This window comes from Paramuribaculum intestinale (genome assembly GCF_030759015.1).
Lineage (GTDB): Bacteria > Bacteroidota > Bacteroidia > Bacteroidales > Muribaculaceae > Paramuribaculum > Paramuribaculum intestinale.
This window is the reverse complement of record NZ_CP098825.1, coordinates 1,894,976-1,916,744: the sequence shown is the minus strand read 5'-3', so window position 1 is coordinate 1,916,744 and position 21,769 is coordinate 1,894,976. Positions and strand designations below refer to the sequence as shown.

Annotated in this window: 19 protein-coding genes, 2 tRNA genes and 1 pseudogene; 9 read left to right on the top strand and 13 right to left on the bottom strand. The window is 50.6% G+C overall.

The features are described from left to right. Positions 1-18 precede the first annotated feature (18 nt). Genes NF347_RS08555 through NF347_RS08545 form a run of 3 tightly spaced genes read right to left on the bottom strand, consistent with a single transcriptional unit; the run spans position 19 to position 1,976 of the window. Positions 19-1,182 carry an MFS transporter gene (locus tag NF347_RS08555; protein WP_240604989.1) on the bottom strand — a complete coding sequence of 388 codons (1,164 nt, stop codon included), beginning with the start codon at positions 1,180-1,182 and terminating at the stop codon, positions 19-21. A gap of 18 nt (positions 1,183-1,200) precedes the next feature. Next, positions 1,201-1,527 (bottom strand): DMT family transporter, encoded by a 327-nt coding sequence (locus NF347_RS08550; RefSeq protein WP_107037010.1) that lies wholly within the window; start codon positions 1,525-1,527, stop codon positions 1,201-1,203. Then, positions 1,524-1,976 (bottom strand): DoxX family protein, encoded by a 453-nt coding sequence (locus tag NF347_RS08545; RefSeq protein WP_123486418.1) that lies wholly within the window; start codon positions 1,974-1,976, stop codon positions 1,524-1,526. The genes NF347_RS08550 and NF347_RS08545 overlap by 4 nt, the downstream gene beginning before the upstream one ends. Before the next feature lie 107 nt (positions 1,977-2,083). Between NF347_RS08545 and NF347_RS08540 the strand changes: the two genes are divergently transcribed. Then, entirely contained in the window at positions 2,084-2,662 is a 579-nt protein-coding gene (locus NF347_RS08540) for a Crp/Fnr family transcriptional regulator (RefSeq protein ID WP_107037015.1), read from the top strand. A gap of 2 nt (positions 2,663-2,664) precedes the next feature. Here NF347_RS08540 and NF347_RS08535 read toward each other — a convergent pair whose 3' ends face one another. The 3 genes and pseudogenes from NF347_RS08535 to NF347_RS08525 all read right to left on the bottom strand — a co-directional run bounded on the left by NF347_RS08535 (position 2,665) and on the right by NF347_RS08525 (position 4,237). After that, positions 2,665-3,471 (bottom strand): MBL fold metallo-hydrolase, encoded by an 807-nt coding sequence (locus tag NF347_RS08535; RefSeq protein ID WP_107681932.1) that lies wholly within the window; start codon positions 3,469-3,471, stop codon positions 2,665-2,667. Positions 3,472-3,890: 419 nt separating this feature from the next. After that, positions 3,891-4,082 (bottom strand): annotated as a pseudogene (locus tag NF347_RS08530) (IS982 family transposase); the annotation flags it as partial. Beyond that, positions 4,067-4,237 (bottom strand): hypothetical protein, encoded by a 171-nt coding sequence (locus NF347_RS08525; protein WP_161553908.1) that lies wholly within the window; start codon positions 4,235-4,237, stop codon positions 4,067-4,069. The gene NF347_RS08525 and the pseudogene NF347_RS08530, both read right to left, overlap by 16 nt. A 224-nt stretch (positions 4,238-4,461) precedes the next feature. Between NF347_RS08525 and NF347_RS08520 the strand changes: the two genes are divergently transcribed. Genes NF347_RS08520 through NF347_RS08510 form a run of 3 tightly spaced genes read left to right on the top strand, consistent with a single transcriptional unit; the run spans position 4,462 to position 6,483 of the window. Continuing rightward, positions 4,462-5,175, top strand: a complete 714-nt coding sequence (locus NF347_RS08520; RefSeq protein WP_306254127.1) for a transposase — start codon at positions 4,462-4,464, stop codon at positions 5,173-5,175. After that, entirely contained in the window at positions 5,172-5,543 is a 372-nt protein-coding gene (locus NF347_RS08515; RefSeq protein WP_107037119.1) for an ISAon1 family transposase N-terminal region protein, read from the top strand. Before NF347_RS08520 ends, NF347_RS08515 begins: the two co-directional genes overlap by 4 nt. Beyond that, positions 5,518-6,483 (top strand): ISAon1 family transposase, encoded by a 966-nt coding sequence (locus tag NF347_RS08510; RefSeq protein ID WP_289744932.1) that lies wholly within the window; start codon positions 5,518-5,520, stop codon positions 6,481-6,483. The genes NF347_RS08515 and NF347_RS08510 overlap by 26 nt, the downstream gene beginning before the upstream one ends. 150 nt (positions 6,484-6,633) lie before the next feature. Here NF347_RS08510 and NF347_RS08505 read toward each other — a convergent pair. The 4 genes from NF347_RS08505 to polA all read right to left on the bottom strand — a co-directional run bounded on the left by NF347_RS08505 (position 6,634) and on the right by polA (position 10,997). Next, positions 6,634-6,706, bottom strand: a tRNA-Lys gene (locus tag NF347_RS08505). 84 nt (positions 6,707-6,790) lie between these two features. Next, positions 6,791-6,873: transfer RNA gene (locus tag NF347_RS08500), tRNA-Tyr, on the bottom strand. A 118-nt stretch (positions 6,874-6,991) separates the two neighbouring features. Beyond that, a complete protein-coding gene (locus NF347_RS08495) occupies positions 6,992-8,212 on the bottom strand; it encodes a Gfo/Idh/MocA family protein (protein ID WP_107036555.1) in 1,221 nt (406 codons plus the stop codon). 13 nt (positions 8,213-8,225) lie between these two features. Next, the gene (polA, locus tag NF347_RS08490) at positions 8,226-10,997 is read right to left on the bottom strand and encodes a DNA polymerase I (protein ID WP_107036554.1); all 2,772 of its coding nucleotides are present in this window, start codon (positions 10,995-10,997) and stop codon (positions 8,226-8,228) included. Between the two features lie 245 nt (positions 10,998-11,242). Here polA and NF347_RS08485 point away from each other — a divergent pair, with 245 nt between their 5' ends. The 4 genes from NF347_RS08485 (at position 11,243) to NF347_RS08470 (ending at position 15,711) form a co-directional block, all read left to right on the top strand. Continuing rightward, positions 11,243-13,063: a Na/Pi cotransporter family protein gene (locus NF347_RS08485; RefSeq protein WP_107036561.1), complete on the top strand. Its 1,821-nt coding sequence runs from the start codon at positions 11,243-11,245 to the stop codon at positions 13,061-13,063. Positions 13,064-13,245: 182 nt separating this feature from the next. Then, entirely contained in the window at positions 13,246-13,926 is a 681-nt protein-coding gene (locus tag NF347_RS08480; protein WP_123550500.1) for a response regulator transcription factor, read from the top strand. Then, a complete protein-coding gene (locus tag NF347_RS08475) occupies positions 13,904-14,530 on the top strand; it encodes a ribonuclease HII (RefSeq protein ID WP_237613047.1) in 627 nt (208 codons plus the stop codon). Before NF347_RS08480 ends, NF347_RS08475 begins: the two co-directional genes overlap by 23 nt. A gap of 53 nt (positions 14,531-14,583) precedes the next feature. After that, a complete protein-coding gene (locus NF347_RS08470; protein ID WP_107036551.1) occupies positions 14,584-15,711 on the top strand; it encodes an exo-beta-N-acetylmuramidase NamZ family protein in 1,128 nt (375 codons plus the stop codon). 26 nt (positions 15,712-15,737) lie between these two features. On the opposite strand, the gene meaB is transcribed toward NF347_RS08470, so the two are convergent. From meaB to NF347_RS08455, 3 genes are read right to left on the bottom strand one after another with little or no spacing between them, the layout of a single operon-like run. After that, positions 15,738-16,835: a methylmalonyl Co-A mutase-associated GTPase MeaB gene (gene meaB / locus NF347_RS08465; protein WP_107036550.1), complete on the bottom strand. Its 1,098-nt coding sequence runs from the start codon at positions 16,833-16,835 to the stop codon at positions 15,738-15,740. A 38-nt stretch (positions 16,836-16,873) separates the two neighbouring features. Further along, a complete protein-coding gene (locus NF347_RS08460; protein ID WP_107036549.1) occupies positions 16,874-17,998 on the bottom strand; it encodes a DUF1573 domain-containing protein in 1,125 nt (374 codons plus the stop codon). Between the two features lies 1 nt (position 17,999). Further along, positions 18,000-18,380: a DUF1573 domain-containing protein gene (locus tag NF347_RS08455; protein ID WP_107036548.1), complete on the bottom strand. Its 381-nt coding sequence runs from the start codon at positions 18,378-18,380 to the stop codon at positions 18,000-18,002. Between the two features lie 320 nt (positions 18,381-18,700). On the opposite strand from NF347_RS08455, the gene NF347_RS08450 reads away from it, so the two are divergent. Beyond that, positions 18,701-21,763, top strand: coding sequence for an RNA-binding domain-containing protein (locus NF347_RS08450; protein WP_306254126.1), 3,063 nt, complete (start codon positions 18,701-18,703; stop codon positions 21,761-21,763). Positions 21,764-21,769 lie beyond the last annotated feature (6 nt).

Below are 21,769 nucleotides of genomic sequence, written 5' to 3'. Positions count from 1 at the left end.
TTTTAGTGTCATTATAATTCAATCGGTAGTTAATATGCTTATGAATAATGAAATCAGTGTAAATAATATTCCAATAATAATAGTCCCAATCCATTGATATTTTGTCCACAATATGCCCGCTATAAGTGTTCCTATGGTTCCCCCGACGAAATATAGTATCATATACAATGTGTTTAGGAAATTTGCATTGACATTGCTGCTTGTTACTACTTTTGTCTGATTGGAGAGATGTATGCATTGCATACCGGCATCAATAATCAGGACTGTGATAACTATGCTTACGAAATATCCATCAAATGCAAGTGCTGTAAACCAAGCGAATAACATTGATAACGCACCGACAATCGAACATCTCCTACTTCCCCAAGTTTGGATGTGCTTGCTTAGTATTATCACACATGAAGCACCTGCTATACCGCAGAGCCCAAGACTGCCGATTACATCATCTGAGGCAAAAAACGGGGAGGCTTTCATCCGATATGATATACAACTCCACAGGGCGAAGAAAGATGCGTAGGCGGTTGCAGATCTTGCTGCTGAAGTATGCAGCGTTTTGTTATGCCGCAATAGACTGATCATTGATTTTAGAGTCCCTCTGTAGTTGGACGTTGGCAACGTCTTATCGCCGGGTAAAGTTATCGCTATTGCTATCAGGCATAAAAGCATCACAACGGATGCAAAGAAATAAACGTAACGCCAGGAAATGGCTTCTGATATGATTCCGCTTAAAAATCGGGAGCCTAAAATGCCAATCAATAAACAAGACTGAATTATACCTATGTTCAGAGCCTTGTTTTTAGGCTCGGAATAAAGAGCCGCCATCGGTATAAAAAATTGAGGCATTACAGAACTGATCCCTATTATGAAAGATGATAATTTTATGATAAACAAGTCTTTCGTTATAGCGACTGATAGAAGAGCCATAGAACAGCAAAAATAATCAATTGTTATGATACGCTTTTTTGATAGAGTATTGCCAAGAGGAATGACTATACATAATCCTACGACGTATCCGAATTGAGTAAGCGCGCTGATTATGCTTCCATCATACTCAGAAGCGTGGAAGTCGGAAACAATACTGCCCAATAGCGATTGGTTGTAATAACAATTGGCTACCGAGAAGCCAGTAGCCAATGCCATAATAATAAGAAGGAGTTTTGGTATTCCTTCATTTTCTTTCAAAACACAAGGCATCTTTTCTTAGTTTGTCACGAGCTTTAGTCCGATAATTGATGCAATAAGAGTAAAGATAAAAAACAACCGCAAAGGGGTGGCCGGCTCTTTGAAAACCAAGATGCCTATAATTACCGTACCGACTGCACCGATTCCTGTCCATACCGCGTATGCCGTACCTATCGGCAAGGTCTGAATGGCCTTCGCAAGTAGGTACATGCTAAGCACTGTGGACAAAAGAAAACCAGTACCCCATAAATAAAACTCTGTTCCGGTTGTTGCCTTGGTTTTTCCAAGACAGAATGCGAGGCTAACCTCAAACAATCCGGCAAGAAACAGCAATATCCAATTCATTTTTTATTTTGGTTTAAAGATTTTATCAGTTTGACCCTTATCATATAGTCCAACGAATATTTTCCGGCACCGGATACCCATATTATGATAAATGTTGTCAAATAAATAAAAGACAGCTCTTTTGCTGAAAACGGGTCTCCGGCATGAATCACAAAAAATGCAATGCACATCGTGAATATCATAGGGATGAGCGCCAGACGTGTCAGTAATCCAAATATCAACAAGACCGAACAAAACACTTCACCAAATATTGCAAGTATTAAGGAGATTTCGCTGCCGACATCCAATGGATCAGGAAATGCCAGTGCCATTTGCCCGAAATCGTTAATCTTGGTCAGTCCGTGCATAATAAAAAGCAACCCGAATAAGAGCCTCGACAAAAGCAAGGAAATGTCAAATCTTCGGTTCCCGGCTGAATCAGGAAGTAAGATATTTATCAATCGTGTCATCATAACTCAATATTTTGAGTGCAAAGTTACTAACTTGGGATTATCTAAAATTTTACATTTGATAAATAATGTCTGCTTATAGGATTATTGTTAACTTTGCAGTCAGTATGGATATAAAAGAAATTATTGACCGCAGACATATACTCCCCGATGAATCATTGGCTCTTCTTTGTCGGTCAATGGAACTTGTTCATTATCCCAAAGGCCATCATGTCCTTGAAATAGGTAAGATCGAGCGGGATGTTTACTTTATAGCCAAAGGCATAGTGCGGGCATTCACACTTGTTGACGGCAAGGAAGTGACATTTTGGGTTGGCAAGGAGGGTGCAACTATTGTATCAATGATGGGGTATGTGAGGAATGAACCAGGCTATGAGACTATGGAACTGATGGAGGACTCCACCCTTTATGTCATCAAAAGGGATGTGTTGTCAAAACTTTACCTGGAGGATATAAACATTGCCAATTGGGGACGCAGATTTGCCGAGACTGAACTTCTTGATGCTGAAATTCGAGTTATAACCCTGTTACTTGCAACTGCGACAGAGCGTTATCAAGACTTTGTGGATACCCAGTCGGAACTATTACAGCGACTGCCTTTGGGGTGTATTGCCTCATATTTGGGTATAACACAAGTAAGCCTGAGCCGAATAAGAGCCAATCTTGCCAAAGGAAATAAACAATAATTTCAGAAAACTAACCTTTCGCCATCAACAGGGATGAAAACATTACCACTATAATATTTTGAAGCCTCAGTCTTGTAAAGCCCTTGTCGTTTTTCCAAATTATCATCCTCGGAATGTACCAGAACCAAATTTTTCACCTTTGCCTTTTCTGCTAAAATAGCCACATCACGCACCGTATGATGATGTTTCTCGTATGGCTTGTATGTATCCTTATCTTCATACCGGCAGAAAGCGCCGCAGATTAGGGTGTCACAACCTTGAATTTTTCTGAGATTATCCTCGGTCAAAGATTCATCACCCAAACAAACCAGTTTTTCTCCGCAGCCAAAAGTCATCCTAAATCCGGTCTGAACGACATTTTTGGAACAGACATCGAAACATTCTATAAGAGTGTCGTTTATAGCCAATGAAGATTCATCGGAAATTTCCACTAATTCGACGTTTTTTGTAAAAAGTTCATAATCTAAAGCAAGAAAAGTCAACTGACATATAAGCCGCAACGCATTGCAGACGGAACTATTCCCATATATATGTAAGCTCCCACAGCTTTCTCCATCTTTACTCATATTGATAATACCCCTGATAAGCCATACAGCTCCAAGAATATGGTCTGTATGTGTATGAGTAATGAAAATATGATGTATCTCAGATAATTTGATACCCGATTCATTAATGGCATTGAATATACCATTACCACCTCCGGCATCCACAAGCATAAGTCCACCATGACTCTTAATGACATAGCAGCTATTGTATGAATGTTTGGGGAACGCGCTTCCGGTACCAATCATTATTAGTTCAAAATTCATATTTTATGATTGAGATTTCTAATGTCTATCCGTCTTGCCTTATTATAACACTCAAATATGAAGTAATATATAGAGAACGTACATTACCCTAATATTATTTTACATCGCACTATTGCTAAATTGATGCTTACGATACAAGCAACTTACTGTGGTTGCGTTAAATTCAGCCATAATGTCCCACTAAAAGATCTAATCATTGGCATTCCATAAATCAGCTACACAAAGAAAATGTAAGATGCTTTCAATTATAGTATAGCCTATGATGGATACATGTCCACAACTATCTATACTTATATTTCCAGTCGCTAAAATTAATAACGCGAGTTCGGGATAAGAACTTTATGTTTTTCAACCAAGCAAAAGACATAGAGTATTGGGCGGCCTTTCAAGGTCGCCTGATTTATTTGTACAGTTTGGTGTTAATCCCAAAGGACAAGCTGCCCGTTTGACTCGGGTACCTCAAAGTCAAAGTTCACTTCCGGCTTTGTGGCGAAGAAACAATACGCACCCATTGCCGCAAGCAGGTTCATGAGGAAGTTGTGTACACTACGATGGCGGGAGTGGACGAGCTGCGCCACATTCTTCAGCATGTCGTTTATGTTGTGTCTGATACATTAAGTATATCACACACCTGTTCCATTGTCAGCCAATCTCCTATGCCTTTATTCCGGAGCGATTCATAGAGCTTTATATAGAGTTTATGGAGATAGGCTACTCTGTCAAGCATATCCTTGAAAATCTCCTCCTCTATCTGAATCAATGCCATAAATCATAATGGAGTTTAGTGGTTAAATGGATAGGAGTTAAAAAACAATGATTCGGTAAAAATTACAGAAGTAGTTGAAACTTAAGTTAATATAACGAATTATCAAATACAAATGAATCGCCAAAGCGTTCATTATAAAAACATTAAACAATATGAACGTATTGGCGATTCTCAAAGACTTCACCTTTCGGTGTAAGTCGGTATTTGAAAATACTACAACCAAGATGAGCAAAAGGTTCCTCAACTGGCTGATTTTAACAATACGCACTGTAGCGTTGATTCCGGGCAAAGTCAATTTTACCCGGCTGTCGCGCTATGGCGGTCGTACTGCCAAGACCTTTGCCTCCAATTTCAAGACACCCGTAGACTGGATGAAAGTCAACATAGGTATGGCGCAGGATTGTTTTGGACCGTCCGATGACATGGCAGTGGCAATCGATCCGTCGTTCATTTCAAAGTCAGGCAGCCTTACATATGGCATAGGCCGATTCTGGTCAGGGGTGGCACAACGTGTAAAACGCGGTCTGGAGATAATGGCGATCGGGGCAATAAGTCTGAGTAAACATACATGTGTGATGCTCGGTGCTGTCCAGTCCCCGGACTTCAGGACTCTTGAATCTGAGAAACAAATGTCAATGCTTGACTGGTATGTGGCACTTGTCAGGTCAAAGGCGGCAGAGCTGCTCTCACTGACGGATATTCTGGTTGCCGATGCCTTTTTCTCCAAATATGAGTTTGTAAATGAAGTGATTGGCATGGGATTCCGGTTTGTCGGGAGATTACGTGCCAATTCATATCTCAGGTATCTGGCCATACCGGATTCCTCTGCCCCGTGCAGACGTGGCAGAAAGAAAAAGTATGGGGAAAAAGTGGATTCTCGGCTCAAGCCGAAAGTGCGGTGCATGAATTTTGGGAAAAGTGTTAAATTTGCGTCATGAAAACCAGTGATGCATTTTGGCAGTTTTTACCCGAAGGCTTAAACGAGCTGTTTGAGATGGTCAGGTTTGAAAAGACAGACCAATCCTACGACATATGGCTTGACGAGAAGAAGAAATTGTCTGATGAGGATTTTCGTAATCCCCATATCGTAGCGAGAGGCTACACGGACTATGTTACCGTACAGGACTATCCCTTGCGGGGTCGTCCTGTGTATCTGCATATGCGCAAGAACAAGTGGTGGGACAAGAAAACAAACGAGATATTCTCCTACAACCTTGAACTTCCCAACGAAGAAGGGACACGACTCAGTGCCGAGTTCGTGGCTTTTTTAAAAGACGAAGGTGGAGACGACAGCCCTGTCGATTAAGCACATAGCGCGGATGTACTGCGTAAGCGGCAAGTATTTTGCTGACTTATACCGCAATAAGCTGAGCGGCTACGCCCAGTGGTGCGAGAGCGAACTCGGTTGCGGATTCTACTTCAACGCCGCCAACATCGGCCCGTACATGAGCCTTGACGAGACCTGTCTGAGCAACGGGGAGGTATGGACTTTCCTCACCAACAAGGACGGTCATGGCGGCCCCGGAACGCTGGCGGCGGCCATTCCCGGCACCAGGAGCGATGAGATAATATCGATTCTTATCGGCGCGATGGGAAAATCAGTCAGACGCCGGGTGAAAGAAGTGACGTGCGATCTGTCGCCGTCAATGATGCTCATTGCCGCCGAGGTTTTCTACAACGCACACGTTGTCAACGACCGTTTCCACGTACAGCAGGTCTACAACGAGGCTGTCGATGAAATCCGTGTCGACATCCGCCGTCAGCTCATAGCAGAGGACAATTCCCGCGACAAGTCCGAGCCGCCGATGACGTACTCCAACGGCGAGACCATGCGTCAGATACTTGCCCGCAGCAAGCACACACTGATGATGTCGCAGAACAAATGGACTGACATACAGCGACATCGAGCCAACATTCTATTCAAGCACTATCCGATACTCAAAGCTGCGTATCAGCTCGCGATGGAGCTACGCCGCATATTTAATCTGAAAATCTCACCGACCAAGGCATTAGGGAAGATGAACAAATGGTATGAGAAAGTAATGGCATTGGACAACAATAACTTCCGTTCCGTGATCAAGACATTCAAGAACCATGCCCCGACAATAATCAACTACTTTCGCAGGAGGGCCACCAACGCCTCGGCCGAGGCATTCAACTCAAAGGTCAAGATCTTCCGATCGCAGATGCGTGGAGTAAGAGACCGAGACTTCTTCATCTTCAGACTCGTCAAACTATACGCCTAAACTTTAACATTTAAAATCTTCAATTTTAACAAATGCACCGGGATTTCGGCTTGACCCGTATTCTGCGCCATTCTGAAATTTTGGCAAAAATAAAAAGCACTGAAAATCAAGCGATTTCAGTGCTTTGCGGCGATTTGCCATTTTTGATTGTGACCCCGGAGAGGCTCGAACTCTCGACCCAATGATTAAGAGTCATTTGCTCTACCAACTGAGCTACGGAGTCATTGTTTTTGCTATCCCTTTCGGAATTGCGATGCAAAGTTAGCTCTTTTTTTTATATCTCCAAAATTTTTGAAGATTTTTTTTGTGGGCGAAGATGGATTCGAACCACCGAAGGTAAAAACCAGCAGATTTACAGTCTGCCCCATTTGGCCACTCTGGTATTCGCCCAAAGCTTATTTGCGATGCAAAGGTAGTGATTTGTACGTAATCGACAAAATGTTTTGCTCGTTTTCTTGCTTTTTTCAGCGTAGGTGGATTCCACTGGGCGGGTTATGCACTTGACAGATTATGATTTTATGGTGCATGAAATGGCTTCATAGGCCTGAAGGCATATCTCGGTTGATGCCTGGGCTTCGGCGATGGTGGCTTTCATGCGGTGGGTCGGATTGCGTATGGCGGTAATGAAGTCGGACACGAGTGCGTGATCGGCTCCCGAATGGTATGGTCCGGGGGTGAATTGCGTTGTGACGGGCTGTCGGTTGCCAAACCGCTGATGTGTCAATGTGAGTTCGTCGCCGTGGATTTCTCCGCGGGTTAATACTATGTGGGTGGTGCGTCGGCCGCTGTCGCCGATCATGTCCAGCGTCAGTGTGGCAAGGCATCCTGTGTCGGTGGTGAGATTGATGCTCTGCGACAGCGGGGCATCGGTATCGCAGATGTATGCGCATCGGCCAAACCGGCTGTGTCGCAGATACCGGTCGATGGTCTGTCTGTGTGTTTCGTCGGGCTGTGGATCGAAGTTGTCGGTCCACAGTCCGCGTCGCGAGTATAGATCGACAGCCGAGAACGGGCAGTCGGATTCCGCGTTGCAGTCAATGCATCGGTCGGAAGCGGTGGCCGGACGGTCGTTTCTTAAAATGAATAGCGGTGATGCCATGGTGTTGATGTCGGTGGCGCCGGTGGCGCCTGTCAGCCATAGAAGTAGATCGGCGTCGTGGCAGCATTTGGAAAGTATCGGCGGACTGGTCATACGGCTGTCGGCCCAGGGACCGCGTATGAAGGTATGCAGCGCGCGGTCGAGCCCTACGCTGATGCGGTGGTGGATGGCTACGGGAGTGCCCAGTGATCCTTCTGCGATAAGGCTGTGGAGAGTCTGGAAGTAGGGATGATAGCGGAGTACGTGACACACTCCGGCCACCAGCCGGCGGTCGGTGGCTTCGCGGGCTATGTAGGCAACTTCAGAGGAGCTGCATGCCACCGGTTTCTCGACAAGTATGTGGCATCCGTGCCGGAGGGCACGCATGGCCTGCCGGTAGTGATGCCGGTCGGGCGAGGCGATGATGACGGCGTCGATTTCATCTGCTCGTTCGGCCAGCATCTCTTCGTCGGTGGCGTAGAGCCGTGATGCTTCGAGCGATGTTTCGGCGGCAAACCGCTCGCGGCGCCGACTGTCAGGGTCGGCGGCGGCTATGAGTATGGCATCTCCCGGGTGGGAGAGTATGTATTGTGTGTATTTGCGGGCGCGGTTGCCTGCTCCGGTCACCGCTATTCTGGCTGGGCTTTTCATAGGCAAGCGTATTTCAGTGAGCCTCGAGCCATGTGCGTCCGCTGCCTGCCGCCACTTCCAGGCGCACGCGGCCTACGTAGGCTTGTTCCATAAGCCGGCATACGATTTCCTGCAGCTGCGGCAGTTCGTCGGGGATTACATTGAACACCAGTTCGTCATGCACCTGCATGATCATTCTCGATTTCAGGCCGGCTTCTCCGATAGCGTGGTAAATGTCGACCATGGCGCGTTTGATTATGTCGGCGGCCGATCCTTGTATCGGGGCATTGACGGCATTGCGTTCGGCGTAGTTTCTGACGGTAGCGTTGCGGCTGTTGATCTCGGGCAGGAAGCGTTTGCGTCCCATCACGGTAGTCACGTATCCATTGCGGCGTGCGCCGTCAACATTCTCTTCCATGTATGCGCGTATGCGCGGGTAGGTGGCAAAATACCCTTCAATCAGATCGCGTGCTTCGGATCGCGGTATGCCGAGCCGTTCCGACAGGCCGAATGCCGATATGCCGTAGATGATCCCGAAATTGGCTGTTTTGGCGTTGCGGCGCTGTGTGTCGCTGACATCGGAGGGTGCCACGTGGTATATTTTTGCGGCCGTCGCCCGGTGTATATCCTCGCCCGAGCCGAACGCCTCTATCATGTCGGGATCGCCGCTAAGGTCGGCTATGAGTCTTAATTCTATCTGGGAGTAGTCGGCGCTCATGATGATGTCGCCCGGATCAGCTACGAAAGCGCTTCTGATCTCGCGGCCGTCGTCAGATCTTATGGGGATGTTCTGCAGATTCGGGTTGGCCGATGATATGCGGCCCGTGGCAGTGACGGTCTGGTTGTAGGATGTGTGTATCTTGCCAGTGTGGCGGTTGACCATGCCGGGCAATGCGTTGACGTAGGTGGTCAGCAGTTTTTTCAGTGCGCGGTGGCGCAATATCAGATCCACGATGGCATGGGTGGGCCGGAGTTTTTCCAGGATCTCTTCAGTAGTGGAGTAGCCCCCTTTTTTAGTGCGCTTGCCGTTGCTGTCGATCTGTAGTTTTTCAAACAACATGCGTCCTACCTGCATCGGCGAAGCAAGATTGAAGCGTTCGCCGGCCAGGCGGAATATCTCCGTTTCCATTTCGTCAAGGCGCTTGGTGAACCTTACCGACATATCGTCGAGTACGTCGCTGTCGATTCTCACGCCGGTATATTCCATTTCGGCGAGCACCTTGACGAGTGGTAGTTCAATGTCGTTTAGAAGCGGCATGAGTCCCTGGTTTTCGACTTCGCCGTTGAGCAGGCTGTACAGACGCAGCGTAATGTCGGCGTGCTCACACATCACTGTTGCGGCCTCCTGAGGCGCGATGGGCTGGAAGCGTTTTAGCCCGGTGCGGTCGTCGGGCTGCTCGGCCATGTTGTACTTAAGGTATCTGAATGCCAGTCCGGCAATGCGGTGGGTTGTTTCCGGATCTATCAGGTAATGTGCCAGCGAGGTGTCGTAGTAGTTGTCGGTCAGGCGTATGCCATGCCGGCGCAGCACTATCATAGCCCGCTTCACATCGTGGCTGATTATGGTGGCCGGTGAGGCTGCCAGACGGCTGATAAGCCCGAAAAACTCTTTGCGTGTGGCTTTATCCGTGTTTTCGGCGGGCACGACAGCGTAGAAGGCCTTGCCCTCCGCCGGAGAGACTGCGATGCCGAGCCATGGGGCGCTCATGGCACTTTCGCCCGGTGCATAGACTGTGATCCCTATGGGTGAAATGTTTGTCAGCGCTTCGTCGACGGCAGTCTGCAATGTCTTGTTGTCAGTGATGCAGGTGTAGTTGTGGGGTGTGGTGGTGAGATTGGAGGCTGATTGCTCGGCGGGCTCGTCGAACAGTGATCCTACAAAACCGTCGGCAGCAGGTTCGGCGGGGTGTGGGGCAGCGAGTTGTCCGGCGCTCTCCATGCGTTTGATGAATGTGCGGAATTCGAGCTTGCGGTATATTTCGGCAAGAGTCTGATAGTCGGGTTCGGAGCGTGTCATGGCCTGCGGGGTGATATCCTCGGGCAGTGGCACGTCGGTCTTTATCGTTGCGAGAAACTTCGAGAATTCGATCTGTTCCTTGTTATCCTCCACTCGCTTGCGGGTGGCTCCGGTCAGTTGCCCGCTGTTGGCTATCAGATTTTCCACGGATCCATAGGCTTGTATGAGCTTTGCGGCAGTCTTTTCTCCTATGCCGGGGCATCCCGGGATGTTGTCGGATGTATCTCCTTCGAGCGCAAGCAGATCGATGACCTGCGACGGGCGTTCTATGCCATAGCGCGCGCACACCTCTTCGGGTCCTCTGATCTCGAATCCTTCGCCCCGCAATGACGGACGATACATCTTCACGTGATCGGTGACCAGCTGGCCGTAGTCCTTGTCGGGCGTCATCATGTATGTATCGAAGCCTTCACGCTCGGCAATGGCGCTGAGTGTGCCGATGACGTCGTCAGCCTCGTAGCCCGGCACTTCCACGACCGGTATGTGCATCGCCTGCAGTATCTCTTTGATCCAAGGTACTGAAAGAGTTATGTCTTCTGGCTGTTTCTCGCGCTGGGCCTTGTAGTCTTCGTATGCCTCATGGCGGAATGTCGGTCCGGCCGGATCGAAGCACACGGCTATATGTGTGGGCTGCTCCTTGTTAAGCACCTCGTTGAGTGTGTTCACGAATCCGAATATGGCGGATGTGTTGAACCCTTTGGATGTGATACGCGGAGAGCGTATCATAGCATAGTAGGCACGGTATATGAGCGCGTAGGCGTCGAGCAGGAATAGTCGTTGGTGCATCATGATCCCAATTTTTCCGCTAAGTTATGAATAATATCCCGAACGGCAAAAGGGCGTCGTGCCGACTTCTCCGGCATTGCGCCGGTATAGGCATATCGCAGGGAGTATGGGTGCGGTCGGATTCTTGACAAAAAGATGACGGCGCATGTGTGTTTTTCGGAAAATTAACTATCTTTGTGGCGGGAAGGGTCGTATATGATTCTAAAGCATTGCTGATTCTTCCCGGCAAACCATTTATTTTCACATCGATGAACTATAGTTTCTTGGACTTTCTTGGGCTGCTCGGAGCTGTCGGGCTTTTCCTCTATGGCATGAAAGTGATGAGTGAGGGTCTGCAGAAGGCTGCCGGCGATCGCTTGCGCAATATACTTTCGGCCATGACCCGCAATCGCTTCACCGGCACTCTGACAGGCTTCGCCATAACGGCGCTTATCCAGAGTTCATCAGCCAGCACTGTTATGGTGGTGAGCTTCGTGAATGCCGGCTTGATGTCGCTGTCGCAGTCAATGGCTGTCATTATGGGCGCCAACGTGGGCACCACGTTTACCGCCTGGGTGATAGCCTTGTTTGGCTTTAAGGTAAATATTTCGGCTTTTGTCTTGCCGATGATCGGCCTGTCTATTCCGTTGCTTTTTACCAAAAAGAGCCGCAACAAGTCGATAGGCGAATTCCTTATAGGCTTTGCTTTCCTCTTTATGGGACTTGACCTGATAAGTCAGTACGTCCCTGACCTGCAGAGCAATCCGGAGATGTTTGCATTCCTGCAGCGATATGCGTCGATGGGTTATCTGTCCGTGCTGATATTCCTGGCCGTGGGCATCGTGCTGACGATGGTCATACAATCGTCGGCCGCCACTTTTGCCATAACGCTGATCATGTGTTCAAAGGGTTGGATCGATTTCAATCTGTCGTGTGCGCTTGTGCTCGGCAGCAATATAGGCACTACGATCACCCCCATACTGGCCTCGATGAGCGGCAATGTCGCCGCAAAGCGTACGGCGATGGGTCATCTGCTGTTCAATCTTCTCGGCACGGTGTGGGTGCTGGCGCTGTACTTCCCGTTTGTGCATTTTAACGCATGGCTGACGGAAACTCTCGGTCAGGGCGATCCTGCAGCTTTGCAGGGCTTTGTCAACCATATCGAAGCTACGGATCCGGAGGTGTACAATCATCTGTTTGACGGCTCGCTGCCCGACAGTCATCCTGTCGTGGCCCAGGTGGGCAAGATGCAGATGAGTGTATCAATAGGTCTGTCGATATTCCATACGGTGTTTAATCTGATCAACCTGTCGGTGATGATCTGGATGACAAATCTGTATGTGAAGATCGTCATGCGGCTTGTGCCGACCAAACACAAGGAGGACGAGGAATTCCAGCTCAAATTCATATCCGGCGGTCTGCTCAATGCGGCTGAGCTTAATATAGCCCAGGCCGAGAAGGAGATAGCAGTGTTTGCCGAGCGCGTGCAGCGCATGATCGGGATGGCACAGACCCTTGTCCACACTAAGGAGGGCACAGAGGAGTTCAACAATTCTTTTTCACGTCTTGAGAAATACGAGGATATTTCCGACCGGATGGAGATAGAGATCGCGCACTACCTCAACCGTTGCTCCGAGGGACGTCTGTCAAACGAGGGCAAGCTGAAGATCGCCGCCATGCTCCGTATCGTCAGCGAGATAGAGAGTATAGCCGACTGCTGTCTGGGTGCCGGAAAGATACTTATACGCAAGCATCAGAGCCATATAAACTTCAATGGCGAGATCTACAGTAATCTCGATACGATGTTTAGCTACGTCGAGAGTGCGATGAGCAATATGGTGTCGTTGCTTTCCGACATGGACAATGCCCGCGAGCAGGAGATCATCACAGGCTATAACCGCGAGCGCGAGATCAACAACTTCCGCAACCAGTTGCGAACGTCAAATATCGAGAATATCAACGAGCGCCACTACGAATATCAGGCAGGTATCTATTACATGGATCTTGTGGCAAACCTCGAGAAGACTGGCGACTATATTATCAATGTGGTCGACGCGGTGCGTGAGCAGATGAGGAGCAAAGCGGTATGATCGGCAGTGGATTAAAAAACGGTTACAAGACGGCTACAATTTCGTTGTCTGCTGAGGCGGTAGTGTTTTATTGTCTATCTTCGTTTTTTGTTTCCGGCCGGAAGTTGCCTGTAATGCACAGTCCGGACACGCAAATTATCTGCCAATAATGACATTCATATATGACTTCCAAACATCAAAATATGTCTGACCGCATTCTGATAGTAGACTCCGATTGCCTTGCCTGTGAACTGCTGCAGTTCAAGTTTGAGGACGAAGGATTCAAGGTAGATGTGGAGCATGACTGCCATACAGCCATGCAGCGTCCGCTTGCCGACTACAATCTGCTGCTGGTGGATATGATGGAGTCGGATTTCGACGGTATCAGATTCACACGGATGGTGAGAGATAACTCCGAAACGGCCAATCTGCCTATCATTCTGCTGACAGCCAAGGCATCGGAGGATAATATTGTGAACGGACTCGATGCCGGCGCCGACGACTTTATCCAGAAACCATTCTCAACGCGTGAACTGGTGGCACGCATCCGCTCTGTGTTGCGCCGGCGGCGCGTCATGTCGGCCCGTCGCATGAGCAATATAATGCGCTATCGAGGTCTGAGCGTGGATTTCGGCACCGGCATAGTGACCATCGACGGCGCTCCGCTGATGCTGACCCGAACGGAATACCTGATACTGGCTATGTTTCTGCGCCACCGCAACCAGTTTTTCGAGCGGTCGGAGATCCAGCATGAGGCTTGGGAGGAGGATGGCATATCGGAGCGTGCGGTGGATACCAACATATCGCGTCTGCGCAAAAAACTGGGCGAATATGGGCGTAACATAATAAATCGTCAAGGCTTTGGCTACGGGTTTATTGAATGAGCCGCTTCCGGCCTGCTATGGAGCCGGCCGTCGTGAGGCAGGATGTGATGAGGCTGGACGAGGCTGTCTGGCTGGTCCGGTGGTGGCTGCCGCCGTAATATTGCCCGATGACTTCCGGCATCCGTTGCTTAATGACTCGAAGAAACTCACCGAACGTCAGCGCGACAAGCTGCGTCCGGTCATAGAACGCGAAGCTGTCGCATGGGCGGTGGCGGAGGTCGACAACGAGGAGATCGACTCGATCAACATACTGCGCGCATCGATTCTGGCCATGCATCGCGCGCTCGACAAGCTGCCGGTGGAACCGGGTGCTGTGATAGTGGACGGTAACCGTTTTGCCCGATGGCGCGACAAGGAGTGCCTCACTTTTGTCAAGGGCGACGGACGCTATGCCAATATCGCCGCAGCCTCGATACTGGCCAAGACCCGCCGCGACGAGATCATGCGCGAACTGCATGAGCGATTTCCGTTCTACGGATGGGATGTCAACAAGGGATATCCCACCGCCGCACACCGTGCGGCCATAGCCTTGCACGGCCCGTCGCCGTTGCATCGTATGACGTTCAGGCTTCTGCCTGACATTCAACTGACTCTTCCGATATGACACTACGTACGTTATATGTCTGTTTATGTGTGTTGTTGACATGTATGCCGACGATGGCCGGAGGCGAAGGCGACAACACTGTCGTGCTCGGGGCTGAACGCACCGAGCAATATGCTCCGATGCTGCGTGGCAAACGTGTGGCTCTATTCAGCAATCATACCGGAATAGTGTCTGACGGCCGCCATACACTCGATGTGATGCTTGATGCCGGGATCGATGTCAGGATGCTGTATGCACCGGAGCATGGCTTCAGAGGCACTGCCGATGCCGGCGCCAAGGTGAGCGATGCCACTGATGAACGCACCGGTCTGCCTGTACGCTCGCTTTATGGGGCGGGGAAGCAGAAGGCGCTTTCTCCGGCGGCGCTGAAGGATATAGACGTTATAGTGTGTGATATTCAGGATGTAGGACTTAGATATTACACCTACTATATCACCATGGCCGAACTTATGGAAGCGGCTGCGGCCAATGGCAAGGAGTTCGTGGTGTTTGACCGGCCCAACCCCAACGGTATGACTGTCGACGGACCTTCGCTCGATCCGTCGTTGCGCTCGGGAGTCGGACGGTTTCCAATGCCGGTCATGCACGGGCTTACGCTCGGCGAGATGGCTCGCATGGCCGTCGGTGAAGGATGGCTCAAGGGGGGCGCCAAGCCGCGCCTGACGGTGATCCCGTGTCTGGGTTACACCCACTCCACCCGCTATCGTCTGCCAGTGGCGCCGTCACCCAACCTCAAGGATATGAAAGCGGTATATCTCTATGGATCCACATGCTATTTCGAAGGGACACCGGTCAGTCTTGGGCGCGGCACCGAAATGCCCTTTACAATATATGGTCATCCTGATATGAAAGGCCCGTTCAGCTTCACTCCGCGCAGCATGAAGGGTGCCGTTAACCCGCCGCTGAAAGGGCGTCTGTGTCATGGCCGTGACCTGCGGTCGCTTTCCGACGATGAAGTAATAGCTGCCGGAGTTGATTTTTCATACGTGATCGACGCATATCGCGCGCTTTCGATCGGAGAGAAATTCTTTACCCGGATGTTTGATCTGCTTGCCGGAAACGTGGAGATACGGCGTATGATCATTGACGGCGACACTCCGGAGCAGATACGCCAGTCGTGGGCCGACGATGTGGAGGACTTCCGTGAGCGTCGTGCCCCATATCTGTTGTATCCCGAATGAGGCCGGGCCGTTGATGGCCGCGGTGGTCAGATCTTCTGTCGATGGTTGAAATAGAAGTCGAGCACCTGTCGTGCGGCAGCGAACGATGTCTGGCGGTTGGCCAGCACAAGGTGTTCGCCCTCGGCAAGGTGGCGTTTGATCTCCGGATCGTTGTAGAAGCTTGAGCGCAACTGTTCGTTGATGGTTTCGTACATCCAGTAGCGGCTCTGTTCGGCGCGGCGGCGTTCGAAATATCCGTTGGCGTCGACAAACGCGAAGTAGCGGTCGATCATGTCCCAGATTTCCGGTATGCCAAGCTCGAAATATCCGGAGTAGGTGAGTACTTCCGGATCCCATCCCGATGCGGCTTTTGGGAAGAGGCGGAGCGCCGATCTGAACTGCGCTTGCGCCAGGCGTGCGCGTTCGAGATTGTCACCGTCGGCTTTGTTTATTACTATTCCATCGGCCATTTCCATGATGCCGCGCTTTATGCCCTGCAGCTCGTCGCCTGTGCCGGCGAGCTGTATCAGCAGGAAGAAGTCGACCATCGAGTGAACGGCGGTTTCGCTCTGTCCTACTCCTACGGTTTCAACGAATATGTTGTTATAGCCGGCGGCCTCGCAGAGCACTATCGTTTCGCGGGTCTTGCGTGCCACTCCTCCGAGCGATCCGGCCGAGGGGCTGGGGCGGATGAATGCCGACGGATGCAGCGCAAGCCGTTCCATGCGTGTTTTGTCGCCGAGGATGCTGCCTCTGGTGCGTTCGCTCGACGGATCTATGGCAAGTACGGCAAGTTTGCCGCCGTTTTTGAGCACATGTAGTCCGAATGAGTCGATCGATGTTGATTTTCCGGCTCCCGGCACTCCCGTGATCCCTATGCGTCGTGAGTGTCCGGAGTGTGGTAGACATTTTTCTATCACCTCCTGTGCGATAGCGTTATGATCGGATGCGAGGCTTTCGACGAGCGTCACCGCGCGTGAAAGCATCGTTATATCGCCCTTGAGTATTCCTTCCACCATTTCGGCGGCCGAGGGCAGAGGCTTGCGTTTGCGCCGCTGCATGTAGGGATTGACTGACGGTGGAGCGGCAACTCCCGGATTTACGGTCAGTCCGTTGTAGCGAGGGTCGTTTTCGGGGTGTTCCATGATGTGGAAGATTTGTGGAAATGGGTGTTGTTGTGATATCAGGGGGTGGCGGTGGGCTCGCCGACCACTCTTACTGTCTGCGACGGCGCCGACGGTGCGTTGGTGATCAGTGTGATCCGTGCGTTCAGCAGTTCGCCGTCAGCAATGAGTGCAGGATCTGCTGTCACTTTTACCGTAGCCTCTTTCCCAGACTTTATGGTTGTGGACGATATTGTGGCCGTCACAGCTTTGTCGGGTGTGTGGAGGCGTCGCACTATCAGTGGGCTTTGTCCCGTGTTGGTGATGGTAAATGTCATGTGGAGCGGTTGGGCTGTGCGTCCGAACCGGCCGAAGTCGAGCGTGGTGCGGCTCAGTGTGGCCTGAGGCGCTTTGTTCCGATCCTCGTCCTTCATAGTAGAGAAATCCTCTTTGACGATGGCTACGGTGTTGACGGCTGATGACGCGCCGCGTCCGTCTGACACCCTTATGGAGTCGTTGACTATTCCCCAGACGGGGCATCGTCCGCTGTCGAATGTGGCGAATATCACGAACTGTTCTCCCGGGCCGACGGTGGCCGGCTCTACAATGGTCTTGATGTAGGCGGGAGTGCCACTGACCACCGGTGTGATAGAGTCGTGCGATGCGTTGTAGGCCTTCATCGTGTGTTTTCCGGTGCGCCCCTTCTTTATCTCTCCGAATGGCATAACGGTAGTGGCCAGGCGTATGCTGCCGATCTCCACCGGATATCGTCCGCGCAGCGAATTGGATGTTCCGATCACTGTGCCGCGTATGCTGAGTGTGGACTGTTCTTCGGTGTTGGTCACTATGTAGACTTTCTTTTCAAACCGGCCGGGGCGTCCCGAGGCATCGTAGGCCACACTTACTGTGAGTGTGTCGCCGGGGGCAATGGGATGGGTGGGGTATTGCGGCCGTGTGCATCCGCAGTTGGCGCGCGCCGATACCACCACAAGCGGCTCGTCGCCGGTATTGACGGCCCGAAAAAGACATGTGACGCGTCCCAGACTCTCGTCGAATGCTCCGAAATCATGGACTTTATCTATCCATTCGGTTTTCGGGCCGGTTTTCTTTTTGCGTGGAGCGGTGTTAGCGGTGGCGGTGAATGCCGCCATGAAGCTGACAGCCAGCAGGAGGCAAATGGTGATATGCCGATGGTGTGATGTCATTTTATTTAGGTATTATCATCCCTTTGAAGCTGAGCAACAGTGGCTTTTCAGCAGCATTGGTGCGCACCTTCACCCTGCGGGCGAGCTGTCCGCGGCGTCCTTCGGGATTGAATGTGATTTTTATTTCGCCGGTTTTCCCCGGAGCTATCGGTTCGGTAGGAAATGTAGGCTTAGTGCATCCGCATCCGCCGTTGCTCACCGATATGATTACGAGCGGTTCGTCGCCGGTGTTTGTAAACTTGTAGGTCCAGCTCAAAGCCCCCTTGTTGGCGCGGATCGTGCCGCAGTCGTGGTCGGTGGTGTCAAATTTGATTTCGGGGCCGGCAGCTAACGCAGCCAAAGCCCAGATGGATGCTGTCAATGCAAGTGCTATGCGTTTCATCAGTTGTAGATACTGTTGCGTTTACATTTTATAACCCAAAATTACACAAAGAGGATTTCTGCGGCACCGCTTTGCGCGTTAAAAAAGGCAAAAAGACCTGATGACGGGATCAAAACCGATGACCGGCAACAGTGAACAAGGATTTTTGTGTGCTGGTAAGTGTGTCGACATGTAGTGAACAGTGGCAGTGGATTGATCATGATGTGATCGTGAATGTCAAAGTGTGGGTTAATTGTCGGTCCGGGTTGGGATGTCACGTTTTTTTTGCTATATTTGCCGTGTTAAAATCATATATTAATGCATTAAATAAAACATCAGTCATGGAGAAGTCAAATCAGCCGCCTTTCTGGCTACAGGTCAAGGAGGATTATATTTTTGATAATTTTGATGGGCTGGTCAAGTATCTTGAGAACTACAATTATAGCCATACGGGTGATCCGCGGCGTGATAACCCTGATTATGAAGCGTCGCTTGATTGCATGAAGGGAATGCTTGACCGGATGAATGAATGTCTTGACAACCATCAGTTCAGCCATGCTTTTCCCGATGATATAGACATAGTGGCATATCTGAAGCTTTACGCAGCGACTGTCCTTGCCGACCTTAAAGCCGGAAATCAGCCCCACAGCTATTTGACGGGAATGCTTGACCTGCTGGTGCTGACTCAGAAAAACACTAAAGATGAGGTGCTGAAACGGCTGTGGGATATAGCCGTGGGATGTGTGCGACGGCGCAGGATCACAAGGATACGTGTAAACTGGACTGACATCCGCAATCTTGATGCAAGCCGCTTGCCGACGTTTATCATCCGTCTTGCCGATGGTTTGGAATTTGCGCCGGACGCTGACGGACAGACCTACTTCTACGAGCACAACGGCACTCTTGCCATAGGACATGACGAAGTGAGCGTGGCAGCCTGCAACCTTGAGGCATTCGAGCGGATGAGCCGCGGATCGTTTGCCTGTCTTGACGGATTGCTGACGATCGTGGCCGACCGCGCCGATGTGAAGGCCGAGCCGTCGTTCGACGAGTTTCAGAAACGTTCCAATGTAATGTTGCAGGGTCTGAAAAACTTCAAACCGTCGGTGCGTCGGCAGCTGAAGGAGTATGCCGACGGTGAGGAGGTGTATGTGAAAGTGACGTCGATCGAAGGCGACAGGATCAAGGTAGCCACTGCTGATCCGTCTTATGTCACTATCCATGGCGAACTGTTCCGCTACTTCTCACAGCCGGGCGAAATAATGACTATCCCTGCCTACAGCGCTCTGGCGGATCTCACGCGTTCTGCCGGGCCTGACGATGAGGTGGGTCTTGCCGTAGGGGATGTCATGAGGGTCATGTACAAGAAAAATGTTTCAAACAAGTTTGACGTGCGTCCGGCTTTGGAGAATTTCTACAGAGAACTCGCCCGGCGCAGTTGCGCACAGGCGTTCGACGGAATATACACCGGCACGTTCGGTTCGGATTCGGGCACATTGTGGCGGCTTGTCAACGGATTGACTGTCGCCGTCCACCGAAGCAAATATGACGAGGTGCCTTCTGAATACATTGAGAGTGTGCGTCAGGCCGCCGACGAGGGTACAAGCATAAGCCTTCAGACCTATAAGGAGGTGAGTGATCAGCAGCCGATGCGCATATATGCGCAGTTTGATACGTTTTATCCATATCGGTTCGGCGAGAATAATTTTAAGCCGGAAGATGCCGACCGCAATTTCCTGTATGAGTTTCTCAATGACTGCAACGCCAACTGTCCGTTTGACGATGAGCCTGTGGTTTCGAGAGAGATGATAGAGGATCCGCGCGGAGTGAGGCTGTTGTCCAATTTTATATGCTATATATTGCATAATGGCGATTTCGGCTCGGTGGAAAGGCTCGAATATATCACTGCGGCACATATGCTGTCGCTGATGTCGGACCGGCCGGACGATGTGTCGTATATGGAGCTGCAGCGGCAATATCTTGTCAGACTTGTGGCGTTCAGCCGCAATCGCGATGTAACACCTCTGGCGCTGAGCGATGATGACCGGCTGGCTTCAAACGCCGACGTTGTAGTATGGCAGCGTATTATCAGTGAGCTTAACCGCTACCGGCATCCGGAGAGCCGGACATTGACCACCGAGGTGCGCGACAATCAGGATGCAAGCATCAACAAGCTTATCGACGCCTCCAATTCGCTGATAGGGATCATTAATGAAACCGAGCTCAACAATATCAAGAAGTCCATAGCTCAGAAGCTCGGGGTTGATGACGAATATGTGGCTATCAACGCTGACCGTACATTCTACGGAGAGGAGTCGTCGACGCTCGAATTGAAAAAGTCGATCGTATTCCCTCCGGTCAACCGCCGGCGGTTCAAGGAGGTCGAGGCCGAGCCCGACGTGCAGAAATGGGCTATACTCAAGACGGTGTGCGGTTTTCTCAATTCGGAGCTTGGAGGAGACTTGTTGCTGGGTGTCAATGACAACGGTTATGCCGAGGGGCTTGATGCCGATATATCCGAACTGATGCGCGAAGGACTTATAAAAGTGGCAAGCAATGACGCTTATAGCCGATATGTGCAGTCGGTTGTGGAGGACGCTTTTGTCGATGCAGACAATTCCAATCCTATTGGCGACGTTCTCGGCTCGGATATAACCTATGCCACGGAAACGAGCAGGGAAGGAAAATATGTATTGCGTGTGCGGGTCAAACCCTATACTTTCGGTCTGGTAAAGTTCAAGGATGGATCAAGGCCGGAAGGTCTGCATGACTCATACGTGCGTCAGAGCGGAAAAACGGTGCCGATGACACCGTCGCTTGCATCAAGACTGCGTGCGCAGCGCACAGCCCGCGATACGTCCGACATGGCTCTGCTGCGCAAGGCCGCCGATGAAAAGCGCGTGGCTGTGCTCAAGGGGTATGCCTCATCGTCGGGCCGATGCGACAGGCAGATCGAAGTGTATAAGATATGGGAACAGCGGCGCACGATATGCGGGTACGATATTCTGAACAAGAAGACTCGGCTGTTCAAGGTGACGCGTTGTGAGGGAGTGGAGCTTGCCGCGCAGAAGTGGAGTCGTGCGCATGGCACGACAAATCTCGATATAGACCCGTTCGGCATGAGTTTTGAACAATATAAGGCCCAGGAGATGGTGATAAGGCTTTCGGCCTATGGCTATCGGCTGCTTGTGGAGGAGTTTCCTGTCGCCGGCAAACTTGTGCAGCAGCTTCAGGCAGCGGATACCTCAGGAGCGATGTTTGAATTGCGCTGCCCGATAAGCAGCCCGGAGGGTCTTGGCCGATTCGTCATGAGTGTGCCCGGACATGCATGGATAGTGCAGGGCGACAGTCTTAAAGAATATGTGGAAGAAAAAACAAAAATACTTACGCAATGTATAGGTTGAGCCATG